We start from the raw sequence: 18146 nt of genomic DNA, 5'->3' as shown, positions 1-18146 counted from the left end.
GGCGATGAAAGCAACAAAACCGAAAAAGCGCAAAGGCCAGAGCCTGAAGCGCTCCGCCCCCGTCTGGGCGCTCTACGCGGTCGGCCTTCTGCCAGCGATCTGGTATTTCTGGCTTGGCGCCACCAACCGGCTCGGGGTCGATTCGGTCAAGACGTTTGAACACCTGCTTGGCATTTGGGCGCTGCGGTTCATCCTGCTCACCCTCTGCGTCACGCCGCTGAAGGACCTTGCCGGCATCAACCTGCTGCGCTTTCGCCGCGCGCTGGGCCTGCTCGGCTTTTATTACGTCTCGTTCCATTTCCTGGTCTATCTGGTGCTCGACCAGCAGATGAACCTCGCCGTGGTCGTTCAGGACGTCATCAAGCGCCCGTTCATCACCTTCGGCATGCTGGCGCTAATCCTGCTCGTGCCGCTGGCACTGACCTCCAGCAATTACGCGATCCGCAAGCTGAAGCAGAACTGGATCCGCCTGCACAAGCTCGTCTATGTGATCGCGGCGCTGGGCACGCTTCACTTTGCCATGAGCCGCAAGGTCATCGGCCCGGAAATCATGTTTTATATCGCCGCGGTGGTTCTGCTTCTGGGCTACCGGGTCGTACGGCCCTGGCTGATGGAGCGCAGACGCGCACGCAAAAAAGCCGCCCGTATGGCGGCCTGACGGATATCCCTGAAGCCAACGGGCCGGTGCAAAATGCCCGGCCCGTTCGCGCTGTTCTGCAGATGGCAGTCAGAAAATCTTCTTCATCATATTGTCGAGTGCGAAATAGCGGCCGCCGAATGCCGCAAAGAGGAACGCACCGCCAGCCCAGAACCACGAATCCTGTTCCGCCTTTCCCTGCGCCAGTTCAAGGAAGGCATGGCCGCCATCGGCAAGCCGGCGCTGTGCGGCGCTGGTGAAAAACTCCGCATGTGTTGTCAAAGCCTCAATACCCGCCGGGGTCAGAAAGGCATGGCCATAGGGATGGGTGTAGTGGAACACGATCGTGATCGCCAGCATGACCGCATTCGCCAGCGCGGCGGCACGGGTGAAAAGGCCCAGCACGATCAATATGCCGCCGAAGAACTGGATGGCGGCAAGTGTCGGCGACCAGAGCCAGCCAGGGTAGAAATGCAGGTTTTCGACAAACCCCACCTGCCCCATCGGATGGGTGATCTTCGGCCAGCCCTCGATGGCGAGAAGACCGCCAATGGCAACACGGAAAGCAACCCAGGCCAGCGGCTGGGCAACCCGGTCATAAAAACCGGCAAGAAACGGAAAGTAAAGCCGCGCCGGTTCGTTTTTAAAAGTGATATCGCTCATTTTTCAGTCCCCATAAAGCAGGTGTTCGATGCCCACAAGATAGGCAGAACGCGCCCGGAAAAGTTGACCGGGATCAAATTCCGGACGGGGAAAACCTGAACAGTCCGTTCACCTTTTGAAGGCTTGACTTACGAAGTGAAAGGACTGCGAAGCGCGCCCAAACCGGTATCCGTTTTTCGCCCGACGCTCTATGCCGCATGGAGGTCGGCGCTACACTCTCATGTGTCACCCTCGGGCTCGACCCGAGGATCCAATCACAGTTGCGGCAATAAAATGATTGAGCTTTATGTGGTTCAGATCATCAAACCGGCAACCAGCATCACGTGTTGGGGAAGGACATGGATCCTCGTGTCGAGCACGAGGATGACGCAAGTGGGAAGCTTATGGCCATAAGAAAGGCCGGAACGCTGACCGCAATACTCTTGGAGCGGTCTCACTAGTGGCGGCACAGCAAGACAAACCTCGCGAATACCGGCGGCCTGTGTTAAGCGCCATGCTTTCGCCGCATAGCCCCCGCTAGCTTCATCGCGGGCAACAGCACCAGCATCAGGGACCTGACTTGCGCACAATTTCACTGCCGCTCATCGGCTCGCTCGACACATGGCTCATGGATATCGCGCCGGCGCCGGGACTCAGGGGCATCCGCCGCTTCTGTGTCGAGTTCCTGTTCTTCGGCCTCAAGGAGGCACGTGCGTGCCTGTTTGCCGGACTGTTCTTCGTCTCGATCTTCATCGTGCCGCGCGAAGGGATCATGGGCCTGCCGCGCTATGATGTCCTGCTGGTCATCGCGCTTGCGATACAGTTCGCCATGATCCGGCTCGGGCTGGAGACATGGGACGAATTCAGGGCAATCTGCCTGTTTCATGTCGTCGGCTTTGCGCTGGAAGTGTTCAAGACATCGGGCGCCATCCAGTCATGGTCCTATCCCGATTTCGCCTATACCAAGCTTTTCGGCGTGCCGATGTTTTCCGGCTTCATGTATGCCGCCGTCGGCAGCTATATCATTCAGGCCTGGCGCATCCTTCAGGTGCGCATCCTGCACCACCCGCCCTACTGGATGGCCGCGCTGGTGGCGCTTCTGATCTACGCCAACTTCTTTACTCACCATTTCATCGGCGATTACCGCTGGTATATCGCAGCCCTTGCCATCGGCCTTTATGCCCGGGCCACCGTGATCTTCCGCCCCTATGATCGCGACCGAAAGATGCCGATGCTGCTCGCCTTCATCCTGATCGGCTTCTTCATCTGGCTTGCGGAAAACATCTCCACCTTCTTCGCTATCTGGCAGTATCCCGACCAGATCGGCGCATGGTCGACCGTTCACCTCGGCAAATGGAGCTCATGGACGCTGCTGGTGATCATGACGTTTACCATCGTCGTCTCGCTGAAGCATGTGCGGGAGACGGTTCATATTCCGCGGTGAGAAGGTTTAGGGTTCGCATTCACGCCTCTCTCAGGCGTCATCCTCGTGCCTGACACGAGGATCCACGTACCACTTCACCTCTGACGTTGACTTGCCGGTATGATCCGCTGAGCCATGAACTCAGTCGCCTTTGTCGCCGCAACTGTGACTGGATCCTCGTGTCAAGCACGAGGATGACACAAGCCGTTGAGGTTGCGATCAACAGAGAGGCTGGAATACTGGCCGGATCACCAGACCAGCCACGGGTGGTCAAGCCAAAGCATGACACGACAGCGACGGAACAAGCCCGGCATGACGGCAATGGCGGGTTGAAGCATTCAACAGAAAAGCCAGAGGCTTTCGCCCCCGGCTCTTCAAAGTCTCAAAACTGAAAGCGCGTCTTACGCGGCTTCCATTTCCGAATCGGCTTCGGCTTCGACGCGGGCCTTGTCGGCTGCGCCCTTGGCGTTCACGTCGCGGTCAACGAATTCGATGACGGCGAGCGGGGCATTGTCGCCGTAGCGGAAGCCGGCCTTCATGATGCGGGTGTAGCCGCCGTTACGCTCGGCGTAACGGGAAGCCAGAACGTCGAACAGCTTCTTGACGGCTTCGACATCCTTGACCTGCGCGATCGCCTGACGGCGGGCATGCAGATCGCCGCGCTTGCCGAGCGTGATCAGCTTTTCAACGATCGGACGGATTTCCTTGGCCTTGGGCAGCGTCGTGACAATCTGCTCATGTACGATGAGCGAGACGGCCATGTTGGCAAACATCGCCTTGCGATGGCTTGCCGTTCTGTTCAGCTTGCGGCCTGCATTCTTATGGCGCATTGCTATTCTCCTTCACTTGCAGGCGGTCAGCCCGCAGTATGACGTTTAATACTGATCCTCGTAACGCTTTGCGAGGTCTTCGATATTTTCCGGCGGCCAGGCCGGCACTTCCATGCCCAGATGCAGGCCCATGGAGGCCAGCACTTCCTTGATCTCGTTCAGGGACTTCCGACCGAAATTCGGCGTACGCAGCATTTCGGCTTCGGTCTTCTGGATGAGATCGCCGATGTAGACGATGTTGTCGTTCTTCAGGCAGTTGGCCGAACGGACCGAAAGTTCCAGCTCGTCGACCTTCTTCAGAAGAGCCGGGTTGAAGGCGAGTTCGGTGACATCGTCCTCTTCCTGATCCTTCTGCGGTTCTTCGAAGTTGACGAAGACCGAAAGCTGGTCCTGGAGAATGCGGGCTGCAAAGGCAACCGCGTCTTCACCGGAGACCGAACCGTCCGTCTCGATCGTCATCAGCAGCTTGTCATAGTCGAGAACCTGTCCCTCACGGGTATTCTCGACCTTGTAGGAAACCTTGCGGATCGGCGAATAGAGGCTGTCGACCGGAATGAGACCGATCGGCGCATCTTCCGCGCGGTTACGTTCTGCAGGCACATAGCCCTTGCCGTTGTTGACGGTGAATTCCATGCGGATTTCAGCGCCTTCATCGAGCGTGCAGAGAACGAGGCCGGGGTTGAGGATCTCGATATCGCCAACAGTCTGGATATCGCCTGCGGTGACAACGCCGGGGCCCTGTTTGCGCACAACCATGCGCTTGGCCTCGTCGCCTTCCATGCGGATGGCGATTTCCTTGATGTTCAGGACGATATCGGTGACGTCCTCGCGAACGCCCGGGATCGACGAGAATTCATGCAGAACACCGTCGATCTGAACCGCAGTCACGGCAGCGCCGCGCAGCGACGACAGAAGAACACGACGAAGCGCATTGCCGAGCGTCAGGCCAAAACCGCGTTCCAGCGGCTCGGCGACGAGCGTCACCTTCTTCGTACCGCTCGAGGTGAATTCCACCTTGTTCGGCTTGATCAGTTCCTGCCAGTTTTTCTGTATCATATTTCTACCTTTCGTTCGCCGCACTATCCAATCGTGACGGCCGACCTTCGTAGAACCGGCATCCCATAAGGAAAGACCGGAGCAAATTGACAGTTAATCAGACGCGGCGCTTCTTGCGCGGACGGCAACCATTGTGCGGGATCGGCGTGACATCGCGAATGGAAGTGATGACGAAACCGGCTGCCTGCAGGGCACGCAGAGCCGACTCACGACCCGAACCGGGACCGCAGACTTCCACTTCAAGCGACTTCATGCCGTGTTCCTGAGCCTTCTTGGCGCAGTCTTCAGCAGCAATCTGGGCAGCAAACGGGGTCGACTTGCGCGAACCCTTGAAGCCCTGAGCGCCAGCGGACGACCAGGCAATTGCATTACCCTGTGCATCCGTGATGGTGATCATCGTGTTGTTGAACGACGAGTTGACGTGGGCAACGCCCGACGAAATATTCTTGCGCTCGCGACGGCGAACGCGGGTGGCTTCCTTGGCCATGATCTTCCTTCCGTTGATCTCTTCACCGCCGTAATCCCAGCGGCTCCACCGACGAGGTTCGGGCTTTTGCCGTCACCTGGTCATTCACGCAGAAAGCCGGCGTCAAACCGCCGGCTTCATCCGGATTAATGAAATCCGAAAATTACTTCTTCTTGCCTGCAATCGCCTTTGCCGGGCCCTTGCGGGTACGGGCATTGGTGTGCGTGCGCTGGCCGTGGACCGGAAGGCCACGACGATGACGCAGGCCGCGGTAGCAGCCAAGGTCCATCAGACGCTTGATGTTCATCGAGTTCTCGCGACGCAGATCACCTTCGACCATGTAGTCACGGTCGATCTGTTCACGGATCGACAGAACTTCCGCATCCGTCAGCTCATGCACCCGGCGCTCTGCCGGAATGTTAGCTGCAGCGCAGATGTCCTGTGCAAATTTCGGTCCAATCCCGTGAATATACTGCAGCGCGATAACAACGCGCTTGGCAGTCGGGATGTTGACGCCAGCAATACGAGCCACGCCGATTCTCCTTAGCATTATCTATTGGGCAGCTAGCGGAAACTGCCGGTTTCTTTCGACGGGGCTGCCCGCCTTAAATAGCTCTGACGCAACAAATTTCCGTAGAAAACCCCGTCCTGATCGAAATAAAAAGGACTTCAACGGTTTTGCCCAGTGTTGCGAGTTGGAGCGCTCATAGCGGAAACAGCGCCTCAATGCAACCATTTCCTTTACTTTTGTAACGCCCGAAGCCCCAGGGGACAGCCGGACGCACATAATTCGTTCTTCTCAGGCAACACCTGTCTCAGACACGGTGTCGCACAACAGAATCACACGCCTGCCAGAACCTTCTCGATGCTGGCGGTTACGGCGTCCATATCGGCCATGCCGTCAACCGATGTCAGCTTGTCCTTGGCGTAGTAATAGCCGATCAGCGGCGCTGTTTCCTTGTAATAGGCCTGCAGGCGCTTTTCGACGGTCTCGCGGTCATCGTCGGGCCGGCGCTTGAATTCCGTCGAGCCGCACTTGTCGCAGACACCGTCTACAGCGGGCTTGTGGAATTCGTCGTGATAACCCGTGCCGCACTTGGCGCAGCTGTAACGACCGGCAATGCGTTCCGTCAGCGTCTCGTCATCCACCTGGATTTCGATCACGGCATCAAGGTCGAGGCCCTTGGCTTCCAGCATCTTGCCGGTGGCATCGGCCTGAACCAGCGTGCGCGGGAAACCGTCGAGGATGAAACCATCCTTGCAGTCGGGCTGATCGATTCGCTCCGAAACGATGGCGATGACGATATCGTCGGACACCAGCCCCCCGGCATCCATCACGGCCTTGGCCTTCTTGCCGACCTCAGTCTGAGCGGCGACGGCTGCACGCAGCATGTCTCCGGTCGAAAGCTGCGGAATGCCATGATTGGCGACTATACGCTGCGCCTGCGTGCCCTTGCCGGCGCCGGGCGGTCCCAGAAGTATCAGTCTCATCGTCCCCTCTTTCCTCCCCGCAATTTCGATTTCTTGATCAGCCCTTCATACTGCTGGGCGATCAGATGTCCCTGTATCTGCGATACGGTATCCAGCGTGACGCTGACGATGATGAGCAGCGAGGTGCCGCCCAGCGCCAGGGAAACGCCCGTGCGCGCCACCAGGATTTCCGGCAGGATGCACACGAACACCAGATAGATCGCACCGACCACGGTAATGCGAGTCAGAACATAGTCTATATACTCGGCCGTGCGTTCACCGGGACGGATGCCCGGAATATAGCCGCCATGACGCTTCAGATTGTCCGCAGTTTCCTTCGGGTTGAAGACGATGGCGGTGTAGAAAAATGCGAAGAACGCGATCAGCGCACCATAGGCGACCATATAGAGCGCCTGCCCGTGACCGAGCGCGGTGATGATGCTGGTCGCCCAGCCCGGCAGTTCGCTCGAGGAGAAGCCGGCCAGCGTTGCCGGCAGCAGCAGCAGCGAGGAGGCAAAGATCGCCGGAATAACACCCGAGGTGTTGAGCTTCAGCGGAAGGTGCGAGGTATCGCCCTGGAACATCCGGTTGCCGACCTGGCGCTTCGGATACTGGATCAGCAGGCGGCGCTGGGCGCGCTCGACAAACACGATCAGCGCGAACACGGCAATGACCACGACCAGAATACCGACGGCGACAAAGGCCGAAATCGAGCCGACGCGCGACAGTTCCAGCATGTTGCCGACAGCAGCGGGAAGACCGGCGACAATGCCCGAAAAGATGATCAGCGAAATACCGTTGCCGATGCCACGCGAGGTGATCTGCTCGCCGAGCCACATCAGGAACATGGTGCCGCCGACCAGCGTGACAACCGTGGACAGAATGAAGAACCAGCCGGGATTGTTGACCAGATTGTTACCGGACTGCAGACCGATCGCGATGCCGTAGGCCTGGGCCGTGGCCAGCACCACCGTACCGTAACGGGTGTACTGGTTGATGATCTTGCGTCCCTGCTCGCCTTCCTTCTTCAGCGCTTCAAGCGACGGCACCACCGCCGTCATGAGCTGCACGATAATGGAAGCCGAGATATAGGGCATGATTCCCAGGGCAAAGATCGCCATGCGCTGCACGGCGCCGCCGGAAAACATGTTGAACATGCCGAGGATGCCCTCGGACTGACCCTGAAAAGCCTGCGCATAGGCATCGAGGTTGATGCCGGGAAGCGGAATATGCGTGCCGAGCCGGTAGACCAGAAGCGCCAGCAGGGTAAACCAGATGCGCTTCTTCAGATCCGTCGCTTTCGCGAAGGTCGAGAAATTGAGGTTGGATGCAAGTTGTTCCGCTGCAGAAGCCATGCGTATCTCCGCGTCGCCGCACGGCCGCGCGCAGCGCCCGATGCGATTAAGTGCCAAATCGCCCGGGCCGTCATGCAGCCCTCAACGGGCGCTCACCGGCCTTCGCGATAAACCACCCGCTGGACACGAACGATCGAGGCCGGCCGGTGGTCGAGGCACATATGGAAGAAAAAACGCCCGGTGTGAAGCACTCCGGGCGATCATTTTTCAAATCGGCGCTATTTACTCAGCGTTCTTGGCGCCGGCCAGCACGGTTATGGAACCGCCGGCCTTTTCGATCTTCTCGATCGCCGTCTTGGATGCGCCTGCAACCTCAAGCGTGAGCTTCGCCTTCAGCTCGCCGTCGGAGAGGACGCGTACACCGTCCTTCACGCGGCGAATCACACCGGCTTCCTTCAGCGCTTCGGCAGTCACCGTCTTCTTGGCATCGAGCTTCTTGGCATCGACGGCAGCCTGCAGGCGGCCCAGCGATACTTCGGTGAAGTTCTTGGCGAAGATGTTGGTGAAACCACGCTTCGGCAGACGGCGATAGATCGGCATCTGACCGCCTTCGAAACCGTTGATGGCAACGCCCGAACGCGACTTCTGACCCTTGACGCCACGGCCGCCGGTCTTGCCGGAGCCCGAGCCAATGCCACGGCCGACGCGCTTCTTCGAATGCGTTGCGCCTTCGCGGTCCTTGATTTCATTGAGTTTCATAATCTACTCCCGTCTCACTTCTCGTCGACGACGCGCACGAGATGGGCGACCTTGTTGATCATGCCGCGAACAGCCGGGGTATCTTCCAGCGTGCGTACACGATGCATCTTGTTGAGACCGAGACCGATCAGCGTCTGGCGCTGCACGGCGGGACGGCGGATCGGGCTGCCGATCTGCTCAACGGTGACAGTCTTCTTGGTGCTAGCTTTGGCCATGTTTGCCTCCCCTTACTCGTCGACAACAGCGCCGGCGGCCTGGCGGCGAGCCTGGAGCGTAGCGTACTTAAGGCCACGCTGTGCTGCGATGTCCTTGGGATGCATCTGGCTCTTGAGAGCGTCGAACGTGGCGCGAACCATGTTGTAGGGGTTGGACGAACCGGTTGACTTGGCAACCACGTCGGCAACGCCCAGCGTTTCGAAAACGGCACGCATCGGACCACCGGCAATGATACCGGTACCGGCCTTGGCGGTGCGCAGCAGAACCTTGCCCGCGCCGTGACGGCCCTTGACGTCATGATGCAGCGTACGACCGTCGCGCAGCGGCACGAAAATCATCTCGCGCTTGGCAGCTTCCGTCGCCTTGCGGATGGCTTCCGGTACTTCGCGCGCCTTGCCGTGACCGAAGCCAACGCGGCCCTTGCCGTCACCAACGACGACGAGTGCTGCAAAGCCCATGCGGCGACCGCCCTTGACGGTCTTGGCGACGCGGTTGATGGCAACGAGCTTGTCAACGAATTCGCTGTCGCGCTCATCCCTGTTGTGGCGATCGTCGCGCGATCCCCGTCTGTCCTGTGCCATTGTCCTGTTCCTTTTTCTTTTCCGGGTGCAATCGGCATATGCGAAAGCCGCTTCTGTCATTGCTGACAGGGTGGCGGCCGGTGAATGACCGAAGGCGACTTGCTTCGAAAGGAACAGTATCGCCTTGGCCGGATTTCATGGGCGCCCTCACCTGGAGGGCGCACCGCTTCATCAGAAGCTCAGACCACCTTCGCGGGCGCCGTCGGCAAGAGCCTTGACGCGACCGTGGAAGATGAAGGCGCCGCGATCGAACACGACTTCCTTGACGCCGGCCTTGGTGGCGCGCTCTGCGATGAGCTTGCCAACGGCTTCGGCCGCCGCGCGGTCAGCGCCGGTCTTCAGCGAAGACTTCAGCGAGCCATCGAGCGACGAAGCGGCTGCCAGCGTGCGGCCTGCCGTGTCATCAATGACCTGAGCGTAGATGTTCTTCGAAGAACGATGGACCGACAGACGCGGACGGCCATTGGCCACCTTCTTGAGCTGACGGCGCACGCGGCTGGCGCGGCGTGCAATGGTTTCTTTCCTGCTAGCCATAACGCGTGTTCCTTACTTCTTCTTGCCTTCCTTGCGGACGATGCGCTCTTCCGCGTATTTCACGCCCTTGCCCTTGTAGGGTTCGGGACCGCGATATTCACGAATGTTCGCAGCGACCTGGCCGACAACCTGCTTGTCGATGCCGGCAACGGTGATTTCCGTCGGCTTCGGGCAGGTGATCGTGATGCCTTCCGGCGGCTGATACACAACTTCGTGGGAAAAACCGAGCGACAGCTGCAGGTTCTTGCCCTGCATGGCCGCGCGGTAACCAACGCCGTTGATTTCGAGCTTGCGCTCGTAGCCTTGGGTGACACCATTGATGATGTTTTCAACCATGGTCCGGGACATGCCCCACTTGGAGCGGGCGTCCTTGGACTGGTTGATCGGGGCAACAACGATCGCGTTGTCCTCGAGCTTGACGCTCACTTCGTCATTGGCGACGAAGGAGAGTTCGCCCTTGGGGCCCTTGGCTGTGACTTTCTGGCCTTCTACGGTCGCAGTTACACCAGCCGGAACCTGAACGGGCCTTTTACCGATACGAGACATTTTATCTACCTGTCTGTTTCGTTAGGAGGATCTGCAAAAAGCCTTAGAAGACCGAGCAGAGAACCTCACCACCAACATTCTGTTCGCGTGCCTGGTGATCAGCCATCACACCCTTGGGGGTGGACAGGATCGTGATACCCAGACCATTTGCGACCTGCGGAATGGACCTGACCGAGACATAAACCCGGCGGCCCGGCTTGGAAACGCGGGCGATCTCGCGGATCACCGATGCGTTTTCATAATACTTCAGCTCGATTTCGATTTCGGACTTGCCGTTTTCGAATTCGGTCTGGGTGTAACCGCGGATGTAGCCTTCCGACTGCAGCACGTCCAGAACGTGAGCGCGCAGCTTGGATGCCGGCGTGGTCACGGAGGACTTGCGGCGCGAAGCACCGTTGCGGATACGGGTGAGCATATCGCCCAGGGGATCAGACATTGCCATTGGACGCCTCCTTACCAGCTCGACTTGACGACACCCGGCACCTTGCCGGTGTTGCCGAGATCACGAAGTGCGATACGGGACATGCCCAGCTTGCGGTAATACGCACGCGGACGACCGGATACTTCGCAGCGGTTGCGGATACGCGTCTTGGAGCCATCGCGGGGCATTTCCGCCAGCTTCAGGGAAGCGCGGAACCGCTCTTCGATCGGCAGTTCCTGGTTCTTGATGATCGCTTTCAGCGCGGCACGCTTCTCGGCGTCCCGGGCGACCGTCTTGCGGCGGCGCTTGTTCTTTTCGACTGCGCTTACTTTCGCCATGTCGTTTTCCTTTTCTACGCTCGTCGTTACGGTTATTTGCGGAACGGGAAGTTGAACGCTGTCAGGAGCGCCCGTGCTTCGTCGTCCGTGTTCGCCGTCGTGCAAACGATGATATCCATGCCCCACATCTGATCGACCTTGTCGTATTCGATCTCCGGGAACACGATGTGCTCCTTGATGCCCATGGCGAAGTTGCCACGGCCGTCAAAGCTCTTCGGATTAAGGCCGCGGAAGTCGCGAACGCGCGGAAGCGCGATGTTGATGAGGCGGTCAACGAATTCATACATGCGGTTGTCGCGCAGCGTCACCTTGGCGCCGATCGGCATGCCTTCGCGGACCTTGAAGCCGGCGATGGAATTGCGTGCATGCGTGATGATCGCCTTCTGGCCGGCAATCGCCGAAAGATCGGCTGCTGCATTGGTCGGCTTCTTGCTGTCACCAACGGCTTCGCCCACACCCATGTTGATCACGACCTTGTCCAGGCGCGGGATCATCATTTCGTTGGCATAGGAGAAGGATTCCTGCATCTGCGCGCGAATGGACTGGTTGAATACCGTCTTCAGACGCGGCTCATACTTTGCTTCAGCCATCGATCACTTCTCCCGAACGCTTTGCATAGCGGACCTTGGTCTCGCCTTCGACCTTGAAGCCGACGCGGGTCGGCTTGCCGTCCTTGGGATCGGCAACGGCGAGGTTCGACAGGTGAACCGGTGCTTCCTTGGTGATGATGCCGGCCTCGGCGGTCTGCGACTGCTTCTGATGGCGACGCACGACATTGATGCCCGAAACCACGGCACGGTCTTCCTTCGGGAAAACCTTAACGACTTCACCGGTACGACCTTTGTCCTTACCGGCGATGACGACGACCTTGTCGCCTTTTTTGATTCTCTGCATGTTCCGCGCTCCCTTACAGAACTTCCGGAGCCAGGGAGATAATCTTCATATGGCTCTTGCCACGCAGCTCGCGCGGAACCGGCCCGAAGATACGCGTACCAATCGGCTCTTTGTTGTTGTTGATCAGAACGGCGGCATTGCCGTCGAAGCGGATGACGGAGCCGTCAGCGCGGCGGATGTCCTTTGCCGTGCGAACGACAACGGCCTTCATCACATCGCCCTTCTTGACGCGCCCGCGCGGAACAGCCTCTTTCACCGATACGACGATGATGTCGCCGATCGAGGCATATTTGCGCTTTGAGCCGCCCAGAACCTTGATGCACATGACACGACGTGCGCCGGAATTATCCGCCACGTCGAGGTTTGTTTGCATCTGAATCATATCAGGTCGCCTTCTTGTTGTTACCGGCCCGGTTGGGCACCTCTGCCCCCTAGACCAGCTTAATCGACACGTATCGAGGCGCCCGCCCTGTCCTTGACCAGACCCGACGGTCGCCTGAATTTCCTGTCCAGCACTTTCAGGCCGGCGCCGTCCGGAAAGGATTTTTTCCGGGACAATCGCGCCGTGTGCAAGAGCCAGAGCGTCTTGTTGTAGCGTCTTTCGGGGCGAAAACACCCTTTTGAAGGGGAAAGCCCTTACGGAAAAGGCCGCCCGTTGCCGGACGCCCCCGCATCTCAATGCCGTGCTACATACAGATATTTCGCCAAAGCGCAAGGGGCCCGGCGAAATAGCTGCTCAATTTTGATGTCAAGCCTGGGCGGAAACGACCGTCCAGCGCTTGTCCTTGGAAACCGGAGCGCATTCTTCGATGAATACGGTATCTCCGACCTTGTACTGGTTTTCGGCGTCATGCGCCTTGTACTTCTTCGAGCGGCGAACAGTCTTCTGCATCAGCGGGTGGGCGAAACGACGCTCAACCCGGACTACGACCGTTTTATCGTTCTTGTCGCTTACGACAACGCCTTGCAGGATGCGTTTAGGCATTTTCTTGTCGGTCCTTTAATCTCAAGCCTTGGCGGCTGCTGCCTTCTGGGCAGCAATGGTCTTCACACGCGCGATGTCGCGGCGCACTTCCTTGATGCGCGCCGTTTTTTCCAGCTGTCCGGTTGCCTTCTGGAAGCGCAGGTTGAACTGCTCCTTCTTCAGCTTGGCAAGCTCGTCCTTGAGCTGGTCTTCGGTCATGGCGTGTACGTCAGAAGTTTTCATCAGTACCACTCCTTATTCTGCGATACGCTGGATAAAGCGCGTCTTGACCGAAAGCTTGGCCGCGCCGAGGCGCAGGGCTTCACGAGCAATCTCTTCGCTCACACCATCGATTTCGAACATGATCCGGCCAGGCTTGACCCGGGCCGCCCAGTAATCGACACCGCCCTTACCTTTACCCATACGCACTTCGGTCGGCTTGGAGGTGACCGGCGTATCGGGGAAGATCCGGATCCACACACGACCGGCACGCTTCATGTGACGGGTAATCGCGCGGCGGGCCGCCTCGATCTCACGTGCATTGACGCGGTTGGGTTCCTGCGCCTTCAGCCCATATTCACCGAAAGCCAGATCGCTGCCGCCCTTGGCAACGCCATGGATGCGCCCCTTGAACTGCTTGCGGTACTTTGTACGCTTTGGCTGCAACATTTTCTTCTATCTCCGAACTTCGCGGACAGCGCCAGATCAGGCGTGTTCGCGGCGGCGATTGTTGCCGCTGTTACCCTTGTTGTCGCCCTCGGTCGCGCGACGCTCGGAGGCCATCGGATCGTGCTCAAGGATTTCGCCCTTGAAGACCCAGACCTTGATGCCGCAGATGCCGTATGCGGTTTCAGCTTCAGCCGTGCCGTAGTCGATATCGGCGCGCAGCGTGTGAAGCGGAACCCGGCCTTCGCGATACCATTCGGTACGTGCGATTTCAGCGCCGCCAAGACGGCCCGAGCAGACGATACGAATACCTTCAGCGCCGAGACGCATGGCCGACTGAACCGAGCGCTTCATGGCGCGGCGGAAGGCGATGCGGCGTTCGAGCTGCTGAGCGATCGACTGTGCGACCAGCGTGGCGTCGGTTTCCGGCTTGCGCACTTCAACGATGTTGAGGTGCATTTCCGAGTCGGTCATCGTCGACAGCTGACGGCGCAGCTTTTCGATGTCAGCGCCCTTCTTGCCGATGATGAGCCCCGGACGGGCCGAATGGATCGTGACGCGGCACTTCTTGTGCGGACGCTCGATGACGACCTTGGAAACACCCGCCTGCTTCAGTTCCTTCTGGATGTAGCTGCGGATCTTCAGGTCTTCATGAAGCAGCTTGCCGTATTCGTGATTGTCAGCGAACCAACGGCTGTCCCAGGTGCGGTTAATGCCGAGGCGGAAACCGATCGGATTGATTTTCTGACCCATTATGCGGCCTCCTCTTCGACTTCACGGACGACAATCGTCAGATGCGAAAACGGCTTCAGGATGCGCGAAGCGCGACCGCGGCCACGAACCATGAAGCGCTTGGCGACAATCGACTTGCCGACATAGGCCTCGGCGACGATCAGCGAATCGACGTCGAGATCATGGTTGTTTTCAGCATTGGCGATGGCCGATTCCAGCGTCTTGCGCACGGTCTCGGAAATCCGCTTCTGCGAGAATTCGAGATCGGCCAGCGCCCGGTCAACCTTCTTGCCGCGAATCATGGCGGCGACGAGGTTGAGCTTCTGCGGGCTGACGCGGATCGTGCGCGTAACAGCCTGCGCCTCGTTTTCCTTGAGCCGGCGTGCGGCTTTTGCCTTGCCCATTATTACTTCCTCTTCGCCTTCTTGTCGGCGCCGTGACCGTAATAGGTACGGGTCGGTGCAAATTCACCGAACTTGTGGCCGACCATCTCTTCCGACACGGAGACCGGAATGTGCTTGGAACCATTGTAGACGCCGAAGGTCAGGCCAACGAACTGCGGCATGATCGTGGAGCGACGGCTCCAGATCTTGATCACTTCGTGGCGACCGCCTTCACGCACCTTCTCAGCCTTCTTGAGAAGATAGCCGTCAACAAACGGTCCCTTCCATACTGAACGAGCCATTTCAGACTACCTCTCTTATTTCTTCTTCTGGTGACGCGAGCGCATGATGAACCGGTCAGTCGACTTGTTCTTGCGCGTGCGCTTGCCCTTGGTGGGCTTGCCCCAGGGCGAGACCGGATGACGGCCACCGGATGTACGGCCTTCACCACCACCGTGCGGGTGGTCGATCGGGTTCATGACAACGCCGCGAACATGCGGACGCTTGCCCCGCCAGCGCGAACGACCGGCCTTGCCGTCATTCGTGTTGGAATGGTCGGGGTTCGATACAGCGCCGATGGTCGCAAGGCAAGAGCCAGAAACGAGACGCTGTTCACCGGAGTTCAGGCGAAGGATCGCCATGCCCTGGTCACGACCGACGAGCTGCACATAGGTGCCAGCCGAACGGGCGATCTGACCGCCCTTGCCCGGCTTCATCTCGACGTTGTGCACGATCGAGCCGACCGGCATGTACTGAAGCGGCATGGTGTTGCCCGGCTTCACGTCGATTGCCTTGTCGGAGGCCATGACCTTGTCGCCGACAGCAAGCCGCTGCGGCGCCAGGATGTAGGCCAGTTCGCCGTCGGAATAGTTGACGAGCGCGATAAAGGCCGAACGGTTCGGGTCGTATTCCAGACGCTCGACCGTACCCTCGACATTAAGCTTACGACGCTTGAAGTCGATCATGCGGTAGGTCCGCTTGTGACCGCCACCCTGGAAGCGTGCAGTCACACGACCGTAGTTGTTGCGGCCGCCCTTGGAAGACAGCCCCTGGGTCAAGGCCTTGACAGGCTTGCCCTTGTAAAGCTCCGAACGCTCGACGATCACCAGTTGGCGCTGGCTCGGCGTTGTCGGATTGAATGTTTTCAATGCCATTTTCTCATTCCCTATTGGGTTTTTACCCTACCGGGCCTGTTTCAAACGCCGGTCGTCACGTCTACGGACTGACCTTCAGCCAGCGTGACGATCGCCTTCTTGACGTCCTTCTGCTTGCCGGAGAAGTTCCGGAAGCGCTTGATCTTGCCCTTGCGCACCAGCGTGTTCACGGCCTTGACCTTGACGCCGAAGAGTTCTTCGACGGCGGCCTTGATCTCAGGCTTGCTTGCGCCCTTGGCAACGTTGAAGACAACCTGGTTGTTATCCGAAACCAGCGTCGACTTTTCAGTGATGACCGGCGAAACGATCACGTCGTAATGGCGGATATCGCTCATTTGAACCGCTCCTCCAGAGCTTCGACTGCGGACTTGGAAAGCACCAGCTTTCCGCGGCGCAGAATGTCGTAAACATTGATGCCCTGAACCGGCAGAACATCGATATTCGGAATGTTGCGGGCAGCAAGCTTGAAGTTGCCGTCGACTTCCGAACCGCCGATGATCAGAGCGCTATCCAGGCCGAGGCCGGCGAACTGTGCAACCAGCGCCTTGGTCTTGGCCTCCTTGGCAACGAGATCGTCAACGATGATCAGCTCTTCAGCCTTCACCTTGGACGACAGCGCATGCTTGAGCGCCAGAGCGCGCAGCTTCTTCGGCAGGTCATGGCCGTGATCGCGAACGACCGGACCATGAGCACGACCACCGCCGCGGAACTGCGGCGCACGCTTGGCGTGGTGGCGGGCGTTACCCGTGCCCTTCTGCTTGTACATCTTGGCACCCGTGAGGGCGACTTCCGAACGGCTCTTGGTCTTGTGGCTGCCCTGACGCTTTGCAGCGAGCTGATAGCGGACCATGCGAGCGAGGATGTCTTCGCGCGGCTCCAGGCCGAAGATCTCGTCCTTCAGGCTGAGCTTGCCGGCATCCTTGCCTTCAAGTGTTTTTACAGTGAGATCCATTATTCGGCTCCATTGGCTTCAGCCGCACGCAGGCCAGCCGGCCGCGGCGCATTTTCAGGAACACCGGACTTCACAGCATCGCGAACCGTAATCCACGCGCCCTTGGAACCGGGGACGGCACCCTTGACGAGGATCAGACCGCGCTCTTCATCGGTGCGGACAATTTCAAGGTTCTGGGTGGTAACACGGGTCTGGCCCATGTGACCGGCCATCTTCTTGCCCTTCCAGACCTTGCCCGGATCCTGGTTGGAACCGGTCGAACCATGCGAACGGTGGGAGATCGAAACACCGTGGGTGGCGCGAAGGCCGCCGAAGTTGTGGCGCTTCATCGCACCGGCAAAACCCTTACCGATGGTGGTGCCGGTAACGTCGACAAGCTGCCCCGAAACGAAGTGGCTGGCCGTCAGTTCGGCGCCAACATCGAGCAGGTTGTCTTCGGAAACGCGGAATTCGACCAGCTTGGCCTTCGGCTCAACCGAACCGGCGGCGAAATGGCCGCGCAGAGCCTTCGACGTATTCTTGACCTTCGAACGACCTGCACCGAGCTGAACTGCCGTATAGCCGTTTTTTTCTTTTGTGCGCGTTGCGACGACCTGGCAGCCGTCCATTCGCAAAACTGTTACCGGGATATGCTCTCCTGCGTCATTGAAGACGCGGGTCATTCCCACCTTTTGTGCTATCACACCTGAACGCATCGGTTCGTTCCTTTTAGAGTTCCGGCCAAGCCCTTACGGCCCTGGCGTGTCTCTGTTTGGGACGTCATGCACATCGCCCTGGAGCGCGTACAGCGATTGGTCCCGTTTAATTATCCCTACCCTGAAAGATCAGAGCTTGATTTCTACGTCGACGCCGGCAGCCAGATCGAGCTTCATCAGAGCATCGACCGTCTGGGGGGTCGGATCGACAATGTCGAGCAGGCGCTTGTGGGTGCGCATTTCAAACTGCTCGCGGCTCTTCTTGTCGATATGCGGGCCACGGTTGACCGTGAACTTCTCGATCCGGGTCGGCAGCGGAACCGGACCGCGTACATTGGCACCGGTGCGCTTGGCCGTGGAAACGATCTCACGCGTGGAGGCATCAAGGATCCGGTGATCAAACGCCTTCAGGCGGATGCGGATATTCTGGCCGTTCATGCGACTCGTCCTTGTCTTCTTCTTCTTCCCGCCTTTTCGTCATCGATCAGGCGC

Annotated in this window: 30 protein-coding genes; 2 read left to right on the top strand and 28 right to left on the bottom strand. The window is 58.9% G+C overall.

Annotation, left to right across the window (positions count from 1 at the left end; genetic code table 11):
- Positions 1–4: 4 nt before the first annotated feature.
- Positions 5–658: a protein-methionine-sulfoxide reductase heme-binding subunit MsrQ gene (gene msrQ / locus ABID12_RS05160; protein WP_354433371.1), complete on the top strand. Its 654-nt coding sequence runs from the start codon at positions 5–7 to the stop codon at positions 656–658.
- Between the two features lie 69 nt (positions 659–727).
- Here msrQ and ABID12_RS05155 read toward each other — a convergent pair whose 3' ends face one another.
- Positions 728–1300, bottom strand: coding sequence for a DoxX family protein (locus ABID12_RS05155; protein WP_354433370.1), 573 nt, complete (start codon positions 1298–1300; stop codon positions 728–730).
- Between the two features lie 607 nt (positions 1301–1907).
- On the opposite strand from ABID12_RS05155, the gene ABID12_RS05150 reads away from it, so the two are divergent.
- Entirely contained in the window at positions 1908–2723 is an 816-nt protein-coding gene (locus tag ABID12_RS05150) for a DUF817 domain-containing protein (protein WP_354433599.1), read from the top strand.
- Between the two features lie 380 nt (positions 2724–3103).
- On the opposite strand, the gene rplQ is transcribed toward ABID12_RS05150, so the two are convergent.
- From rplQ to rpsJ, 27 genes are all read right to left on the bottom strand, one after another.
- Positions 3104–3532, bottom strand: a complete 429-nt coding sequence (gene rplQ, locus ABID12_RS05145; protein WP_354433369.1) for a 50S ribosomal protein L17 — start codon at positions 3530–3532, stop codon at positions 3104–3106.
- 45 nt (positions 3533–3577) lie between these two features.
- Positions 3578–4588 carry a DNA-directed RNA polymerase subunit alpha gene (locus tag ABID12_RS05140; protein WP_106313080.1) on the bottom strand — a complete coding sequence of 337 codons (1011 nt, stop codon included), beginning with the start codon at positions 4586–4588 and terminating at the stop codon, positions 3578–3580.
- A 97-nt stretch (positions 4589–4685) separates the two neighbouring features.
- A complete protein-coding gene (gene rpsK, locus ABID12_RS05135) occupies positions 4686–5075 on the bottom strand; it encodes a 30S ribosomal protein S11 (protein WP_106313077.1) in 390 nt (129 codons plus the stop codon).
- Positions 5076–5217: 142 nt separating this feature from the next.
- Positions 5218–5586 carry a 30S ribosomal protein S13 gene (rpsM, locus tag ABID12_RS05130; RefSeq protein ID WP_106313074.1) on the bottom strand — a complete coding sequence of 123 codons (369 nt, stop codon included), beginning with the start codon at positions 5584–5586 and terminating at the stop codon, positions 5218–5220.
- Positions 5587–5894: 308 nt separating this feature from the next.
- The gene (locus tag ABID12_RS05125; protein ID WP_354433368.1) at positions 5895–6545 is read right to left on the bottom strand and encodes an adenylate kinase; all 651 of its coding nucleotides are present in this window, start codon (positions 6543–6545) and stop codon (positions 5895–5897) included.
- Positions 6542–7879, bottom strand: coding sequence for a preprotein translocase subunit SecY (gene secY / locus ABID12_RS05120; protein ID WP_106313068.1), 1338 nt, complete (start codon positions 7877–7879; stop codon positions 6542–6544). Before secY ends, ABID12_RS05125 begins: the two co-directional genes overlap by 4 nt.
- 222 nt (positions 7880–8101) lie before the next feature.
- On the bottom strand, positions 8102–8578 hold the full coding sequence (gene rplO / locus ABID12_RS05115; protein ID WP_106313065.1) for a 50S ribosomal protein L15: 477 nt from the start codon (positions 8576–8578) through the stop codon (positions 8102–8104).
- 14 nt (positions 8579–8592) lie between these two features.
- Positions 8593–8793 carry a 50S ribosomal protein L30 gene (gene rpmD, locus ABID12_RS05110; RefSeq protein WP_106313062.1) on the bottom strand — a complete coding sequence of 67 codons (201 nt, stop codon included), beginning with the start codon at positions 8791–8793 and terminating at the stop codon, positions 8593–8595.
- Between the two features lie 12 nt (positions 8794–8805).
- Complete coding sequence (gene rpsE, locus ABID12_RS05105; protein WP_106313059.1) at positions 8806–9375, bottom strand: 30S ribosomal protein S5; 570 nt, start codon at positions 9373–9375, stop codon at positions 8806–8808.
- Positions 9376–9546: 171 nt separating this feature from the next.
- Entirely contained in the window at positions 9547–9909 is a 363-nt protein-coding gene (gene rplR, locus ABID12_RS05100; protein WP_106313056.1) for a 50S ribosomal protein L18, read from the bottom strand.
- 12 nt (positions 9910–9921) lie between these two features.
- Positions 9922–10455: a 50S ribosomal protein L6 gene (gene rplF, locus ABID12_RS05095; RefSeq protein ID WP_319517348.1), complete on the bottom strand. Its 534-nt coding sequence runs from the start codon at positions 10453–10455 to the stop codon at positions 9922–9924.
- Positions 10456–10498: 43 nt separating this feature from the next.
- Positions 10499–10897 carry a 30S ribosomal protein S8 gene (rpsH, locus tag ABID12_RS05090; protein WP_354433367.1) on the bottom strand — a complete coding sequence of 133 codons (399 nt, stop codon included), beginning with the start codon at positions 10895–10897 and terminating at the stop codon, positions 10499–10501.
- Positions 10898–10908: 11 nt separating this feature from the next.
- Positions 10909–11214 carry a 30S ribosomal protein S14 gene (gene rpsN, locus ABID12_RS05085; protein WP_024708096.1) on the bottom strand — a complete coding sequence of 102 codons (306 nt, stop codon included), beginning with the start codon at positions 11212–11214 and terminating at the stop codon, positions 10909–10911.
- Between the two features lie 32 nt (positions 11215–11246).
- Positions 11247–11804 carry a 50S ribosomal protein L5 gene (gene rplE / locus ABID12_RS05080; RefSeq protein ID WP_354433366.1) on the bottom strand — a complete coding sequence of 186 codons (558 nt, stop codon included), beginning with the start codon at positions 11802–11804 and terminating at the stop codon, positions 11247–11249.
- The gene (rplX, locus tag ABID12_RS05075; RefSeq protein WP_106313044.1) at positions 11797–12108 is read right to left on the bottom strand and encodes a 50S ribosomal protein L24; all 312 of its coding nucleotides are present in this window, start codon (positions 12106–12108) and stop codon (positions 11797–11799) included. Before rplX ends, rplE begins: the two co-directional genes overlap by 8 nt.
- Positions 12109–12121: 13 nt before the next feature.
- Positions 12122–12490, bottom strand: a complete 369-nt coding sequence (gene rplN, locus ABID12_RS05070) for a 50S ribosomal protein L14 (protein ID WP_106313041.1) — start codon at positions 12488–12490, stop codon at positions 12122–12124.
- A gap of 366 nt (positions 12491–12856) precedes the next feature.
- Complete coding sequence (rpsQ, locus tag ABID12_RS05065) at positions 12857–13093, bottom strand: 30S ribosomal protein S17 (RefSeq protein ID WP_106313038.1); 237 nt, start codon at positions 13091–13093, stop codon at positions 12857–12859.
- Between the two features lie 21 nt (positions 13094–13114).
- Positions 13115–13315, bottom strand: coding sequence for a 50S ribosomal protein L29 (rpmC, locus tag ABID12_RS05060; RefSeq protein WP_024708101.1), 201 nt, complete (start codon positions 13313–13315; stop codon positions 13115–13117).
- 12 nt (positions 13316–13327) lie between these two features.
- A complete protein-coding gene (rplP, locus tag ABID12_RS05055; protein WP_106313035.1) occupies positions 13328–13741 on the bottom strand; it encodes a 50S ribosomal protein L16 in 414 nt (137 codons plus the stop codon).
- Positions 13742–13777: 36 nt separating this feature from the next.
- A complete protein-coding gene (gene rpsC, locus ABID12_RS05050; protein WP_319517349.1) occupies positions 13778–14491 on the bottom strand; it encodes a 30S ribosomal protein S3 in 714 nt (237 codons plus the stop codon).
- Positions 14491–14874 carry a 50S ribosomal protein L22 gene (rplV, locus tag ABID12_RS05045; protein ID WP_106313030.1) on the bottom strand — a complete coding sequence of 128 codons (384 nt, stop codon included), beginning with the start codon at positions 14872–14874 and terminating at the stop codon, positions 14491–14493. Before rplV ends, rpsC begins: the two co-directional genes overlap by 1 nt.
- A gap of 2 nt (positions 14875–14876) precedes the next feature.
- Positions 14877–15155 (bottom strand): 30S ribosomal protein S19, encoded by a 279-nt coding sequence (gene rpsS, locus ABID12_RS05040; protein WP_024708105.1) that lies wholly within the window; start codon positions 15153–15155, stop codon positions 14877–14879.
- 15 nt (positions 15156–15170) lie between these two features.
- Positions 15171–16007, bottom strand: a complete 837-nt coding sequence (gene rplB, locus ABID12_RS05035) for a 50S ribosomal protein L2 (RefSeq protein WP_319517350.1) — start codon at positions 16005–16007, stop codon at positions 15171–15173.
- Positions 16008–16048: 41 nt separating this feature from the next.
- A complete protein-coding gene (locus ABID12_RS05030; protein WP_106313024.1) occupies positions 16049–16342 on the bottom strand; it encodes a 50S ribosomal protein L23 in 294 nt (97 codons plus the stop codon).
- Entirely contained in the window at positions 16339–16959 is a 621-nt protein-coding gene (rplD, locus tag ABID12_RS05025; RefSeq protein ID WP_106313021.1) for a 50S ribosomal protein L4, read from the bottom strand. Before rplD ends, ABID12_RS05030 begins: the two co-directional genes overlap by 4 nt.
- Complete coding sequence (gene rplC / locus ABID12_RS05020; protein ID WP_106313018.1) at positions 16959–17654, bottom strand: 50S ribosomal protein L3; 696 nt, start codon at positions 17652–17654, stop codon at positions 16959–16961. The genes rplD and rplC overlap by 1 nt, the downstream gene beginning before the upstream one ends.
- A gap of 129 nt (positions 17655–17783) precedes the next feature.
- Entirely contained in the window at positions 17784–18092 is a 309-nt protein-coding gene (gene rpsJ / locus ABID12_RS05015; protein WP_018065614.1) for a 30S ribosomal protein S10, read from the bottom strand.
- Between the last annotated feature and the right edge of the window lie 54 nt (positions 18093–18146).

Source organism: Martelella mangrovi (assembly GCF_040545495.1).
Classification (GTDB): Bacteria; Pseudomonadota; Alphaproteobacteria; order Rhizobiales; family Rhizobiaceae; genus Martelella; species Martelella mangrovi.
Note: the sequence above shows the minus strand (reverse complement) of the source record. Positions and strands in the feature narration are given on the sequence as shown.

Bases quoted from the DNA above. Each gene is read 5' to 3' on its own strand.
- msrQ (WP_354433371.1), top strand. From the start codon at position 5: ATGAAAGCAACAAAACCGAAAAAGCGCAAAGGCCAGAGCCTGAAGCGC.
- ABID12_RS05155 (WP_354433370.1), bottom strand. From the start codon at position 1,300: ATGAGCGATATCACTTTTAAAAACGAACCGGCGCGGCTTTACTTTCCG.
- ABID12_RS05150 (WP_354433599.1), top strand. From the start codon at position 1,908: ATGGATATCGCGCCGGCGCCGGGACTCAGGGGCATCCGCCGCTTCTGT.
- rplQ (WP_354433369.1), bottom strand. From the start codon at position 3,532: ATGCGCCATAAGAATGCAGGCCGCAAGCTGAACAGAACGGCAAGCCAT.
- ABID12_RS05140 (WP_106313080.1), bottom strand. From the start codon at position 4,588: ATGATACAGAAAAACTGGCAGGAACTGATCAAGCCGAACAAGGTGGAA.
- rpsK (WP_106313077.1), bottom strand. From the start codon at position 5,075: ATGGCCAAGGAAGCCACCCGCGTTCGCCGTCGCGAGCGCAAGAATATT.
- ABID12_RS05125 (WP_354433368.1), bottom strand. From the start codon at position 6,545: ATGAGACTGATACTTCTGGGACCGCCCGGCGCCGGCAAGGGCACGCAG.
- secY (WP_106313068.1), bottom strand. From the start codon at position 7,879: ATGGCTTCTGCAGCGGAACAACTTGCATCCAACCTCAATTTCTCGACC.
- rplO (WP_106313065.1), bottom strand. From the start codon at position 8,578: ATGAAACTCAATGAAATCAAGGACCGCGAAGGCGCAACGCATTCGAAG.
- rpmD (WP_106313062.1), bottom strand. From the start codon at position 8,793: ATGGCCAAAGCTAGCACCAAGAAGACTGTCACCGTTGAGCAGATCGGC.
- rpsE (WP_106313059.1), bottom strand. From the start codon at position 9,375: ATGGCACAGGACAGACGGGGATCGCGCGACGATCGCCACAACAGGGAT.
- rplR (WP_106313056.1), bottom strand. From the start codon at position 9,909: ATGGCTAGCAGGAAAGAAACCATTGCACGCCGCGCCAGCCGCGTGCGC.
- rplF (WP_319517348.1), bottom strand. From the start codon at position 10,455: ATGTCTCGTATCGGTAAAAGGCCCGTTCAGGTTCCGGCTGGTGTAACT.
- rpsH (WP_354433367.1), bottom strand. From the start codon at position 10,897: ATGGCAATGTCTGATCCCCTGGGCGATATGCTCACCCGTATCCGCAAC.
- rpsN (WP_024708096.1), bottom strand. From the start codon at position 11,214: ATGGCGAAAGTAAGCGCAGTCGAAAAGAACAAGCGCCGCCGCAAGACG.
- rplE (WP_354433366.1), bottom strand. From the start codon at position 11,804: ATGGCTGAAGCAAAGTATGAGCCGCGTCTGAAGACGGTATTCAACCAG.
- rplX (WP_106313044.1), bottom strand. From the start codon at position 12,108: ATGCAGAGAATCAAAAAAGGCGACAAGGTCGTCGTCATCGCCGGTAAG.
- rplN (WP_106313041.1), bottom strand. From the start codon at position 12,490: ATGATTCAGATGCAAACAAACCTCGACGTGGCGGATAATTCCGGCGCA.
- rpsQ (WP_106313038.1), bottom strand. From the start codon at position 13,093: ATGCCTAAACGCATCCTGCAAGGCGTTGTCGTAAGCGACAAGAACGAT.
- rpmC (WP_024708101.1), bottom strand. From the start codon at position 13,315: ATGAAAACTTCTGACGTACACGCCATGACCGAAGACCAGCTCAAGGAC.
- rplP (WP_106313035.1), bottom strand. From the start codon at position 13,741: ATGTTGCAGCCAAAGCGTACAAAGTACCGCAAGCAGTTCAAGGGGCGC.
- rpsC (WP_319517349.1), bottom strand. From the start codon at position 14,491: ATGGGTCAGAAAATCAATCCGATCGGTTTCCGCCTCGGCATTAACCGC.
- rplV (WP_106313030.1), bottom strand. From the start codon at position 14,874: ATGGGCAAGGCAAAAGCCGCACGCCGGCTCAAGGAAAACGAGGCGCAG.
- rpsS (WP_024708105.1), bottom strand. From the start codon at position 15,155: ATGGCTCGTTCAGTATGGAAGGGACCGTTTGTTGACGGCTATCTTCTC.
- rplB (WP_319517350.1), bottom strand. From the start codon at position 16,007: ATGGCATTGAAAACATTCAATCCGACAACGCCGAGCCAGCGCCAACTG.
- ABID12_RS05030 (WP_106313024.1), bottom strand. From the start codon at position 16,342: ATGAGCGATATCCGCCATTACGACGTGATCGTTTCGCCGGTCATCACT.
- rplD (WP_106313021.1), bottom strand. From the start codon at position 16,959: ATGGATCTCACTGTAAAAACACTTGAAGGCAAGGATGCCGGCAAGCTC.
- rplC (WP_106313018.1), bottom strand. From the start codon at position 17,654: ATGCGTTCAGGTGTGATAGCACAAAAGGTGGGAATGACCCGCGTCTTC.
- rpsJ (WP_018065614.1), bottom strand. From the start codon at position 18,092: ATGAACGGCCAGAATATCCGCATCCGCCTGAAGGCGTTTGATCACCGG.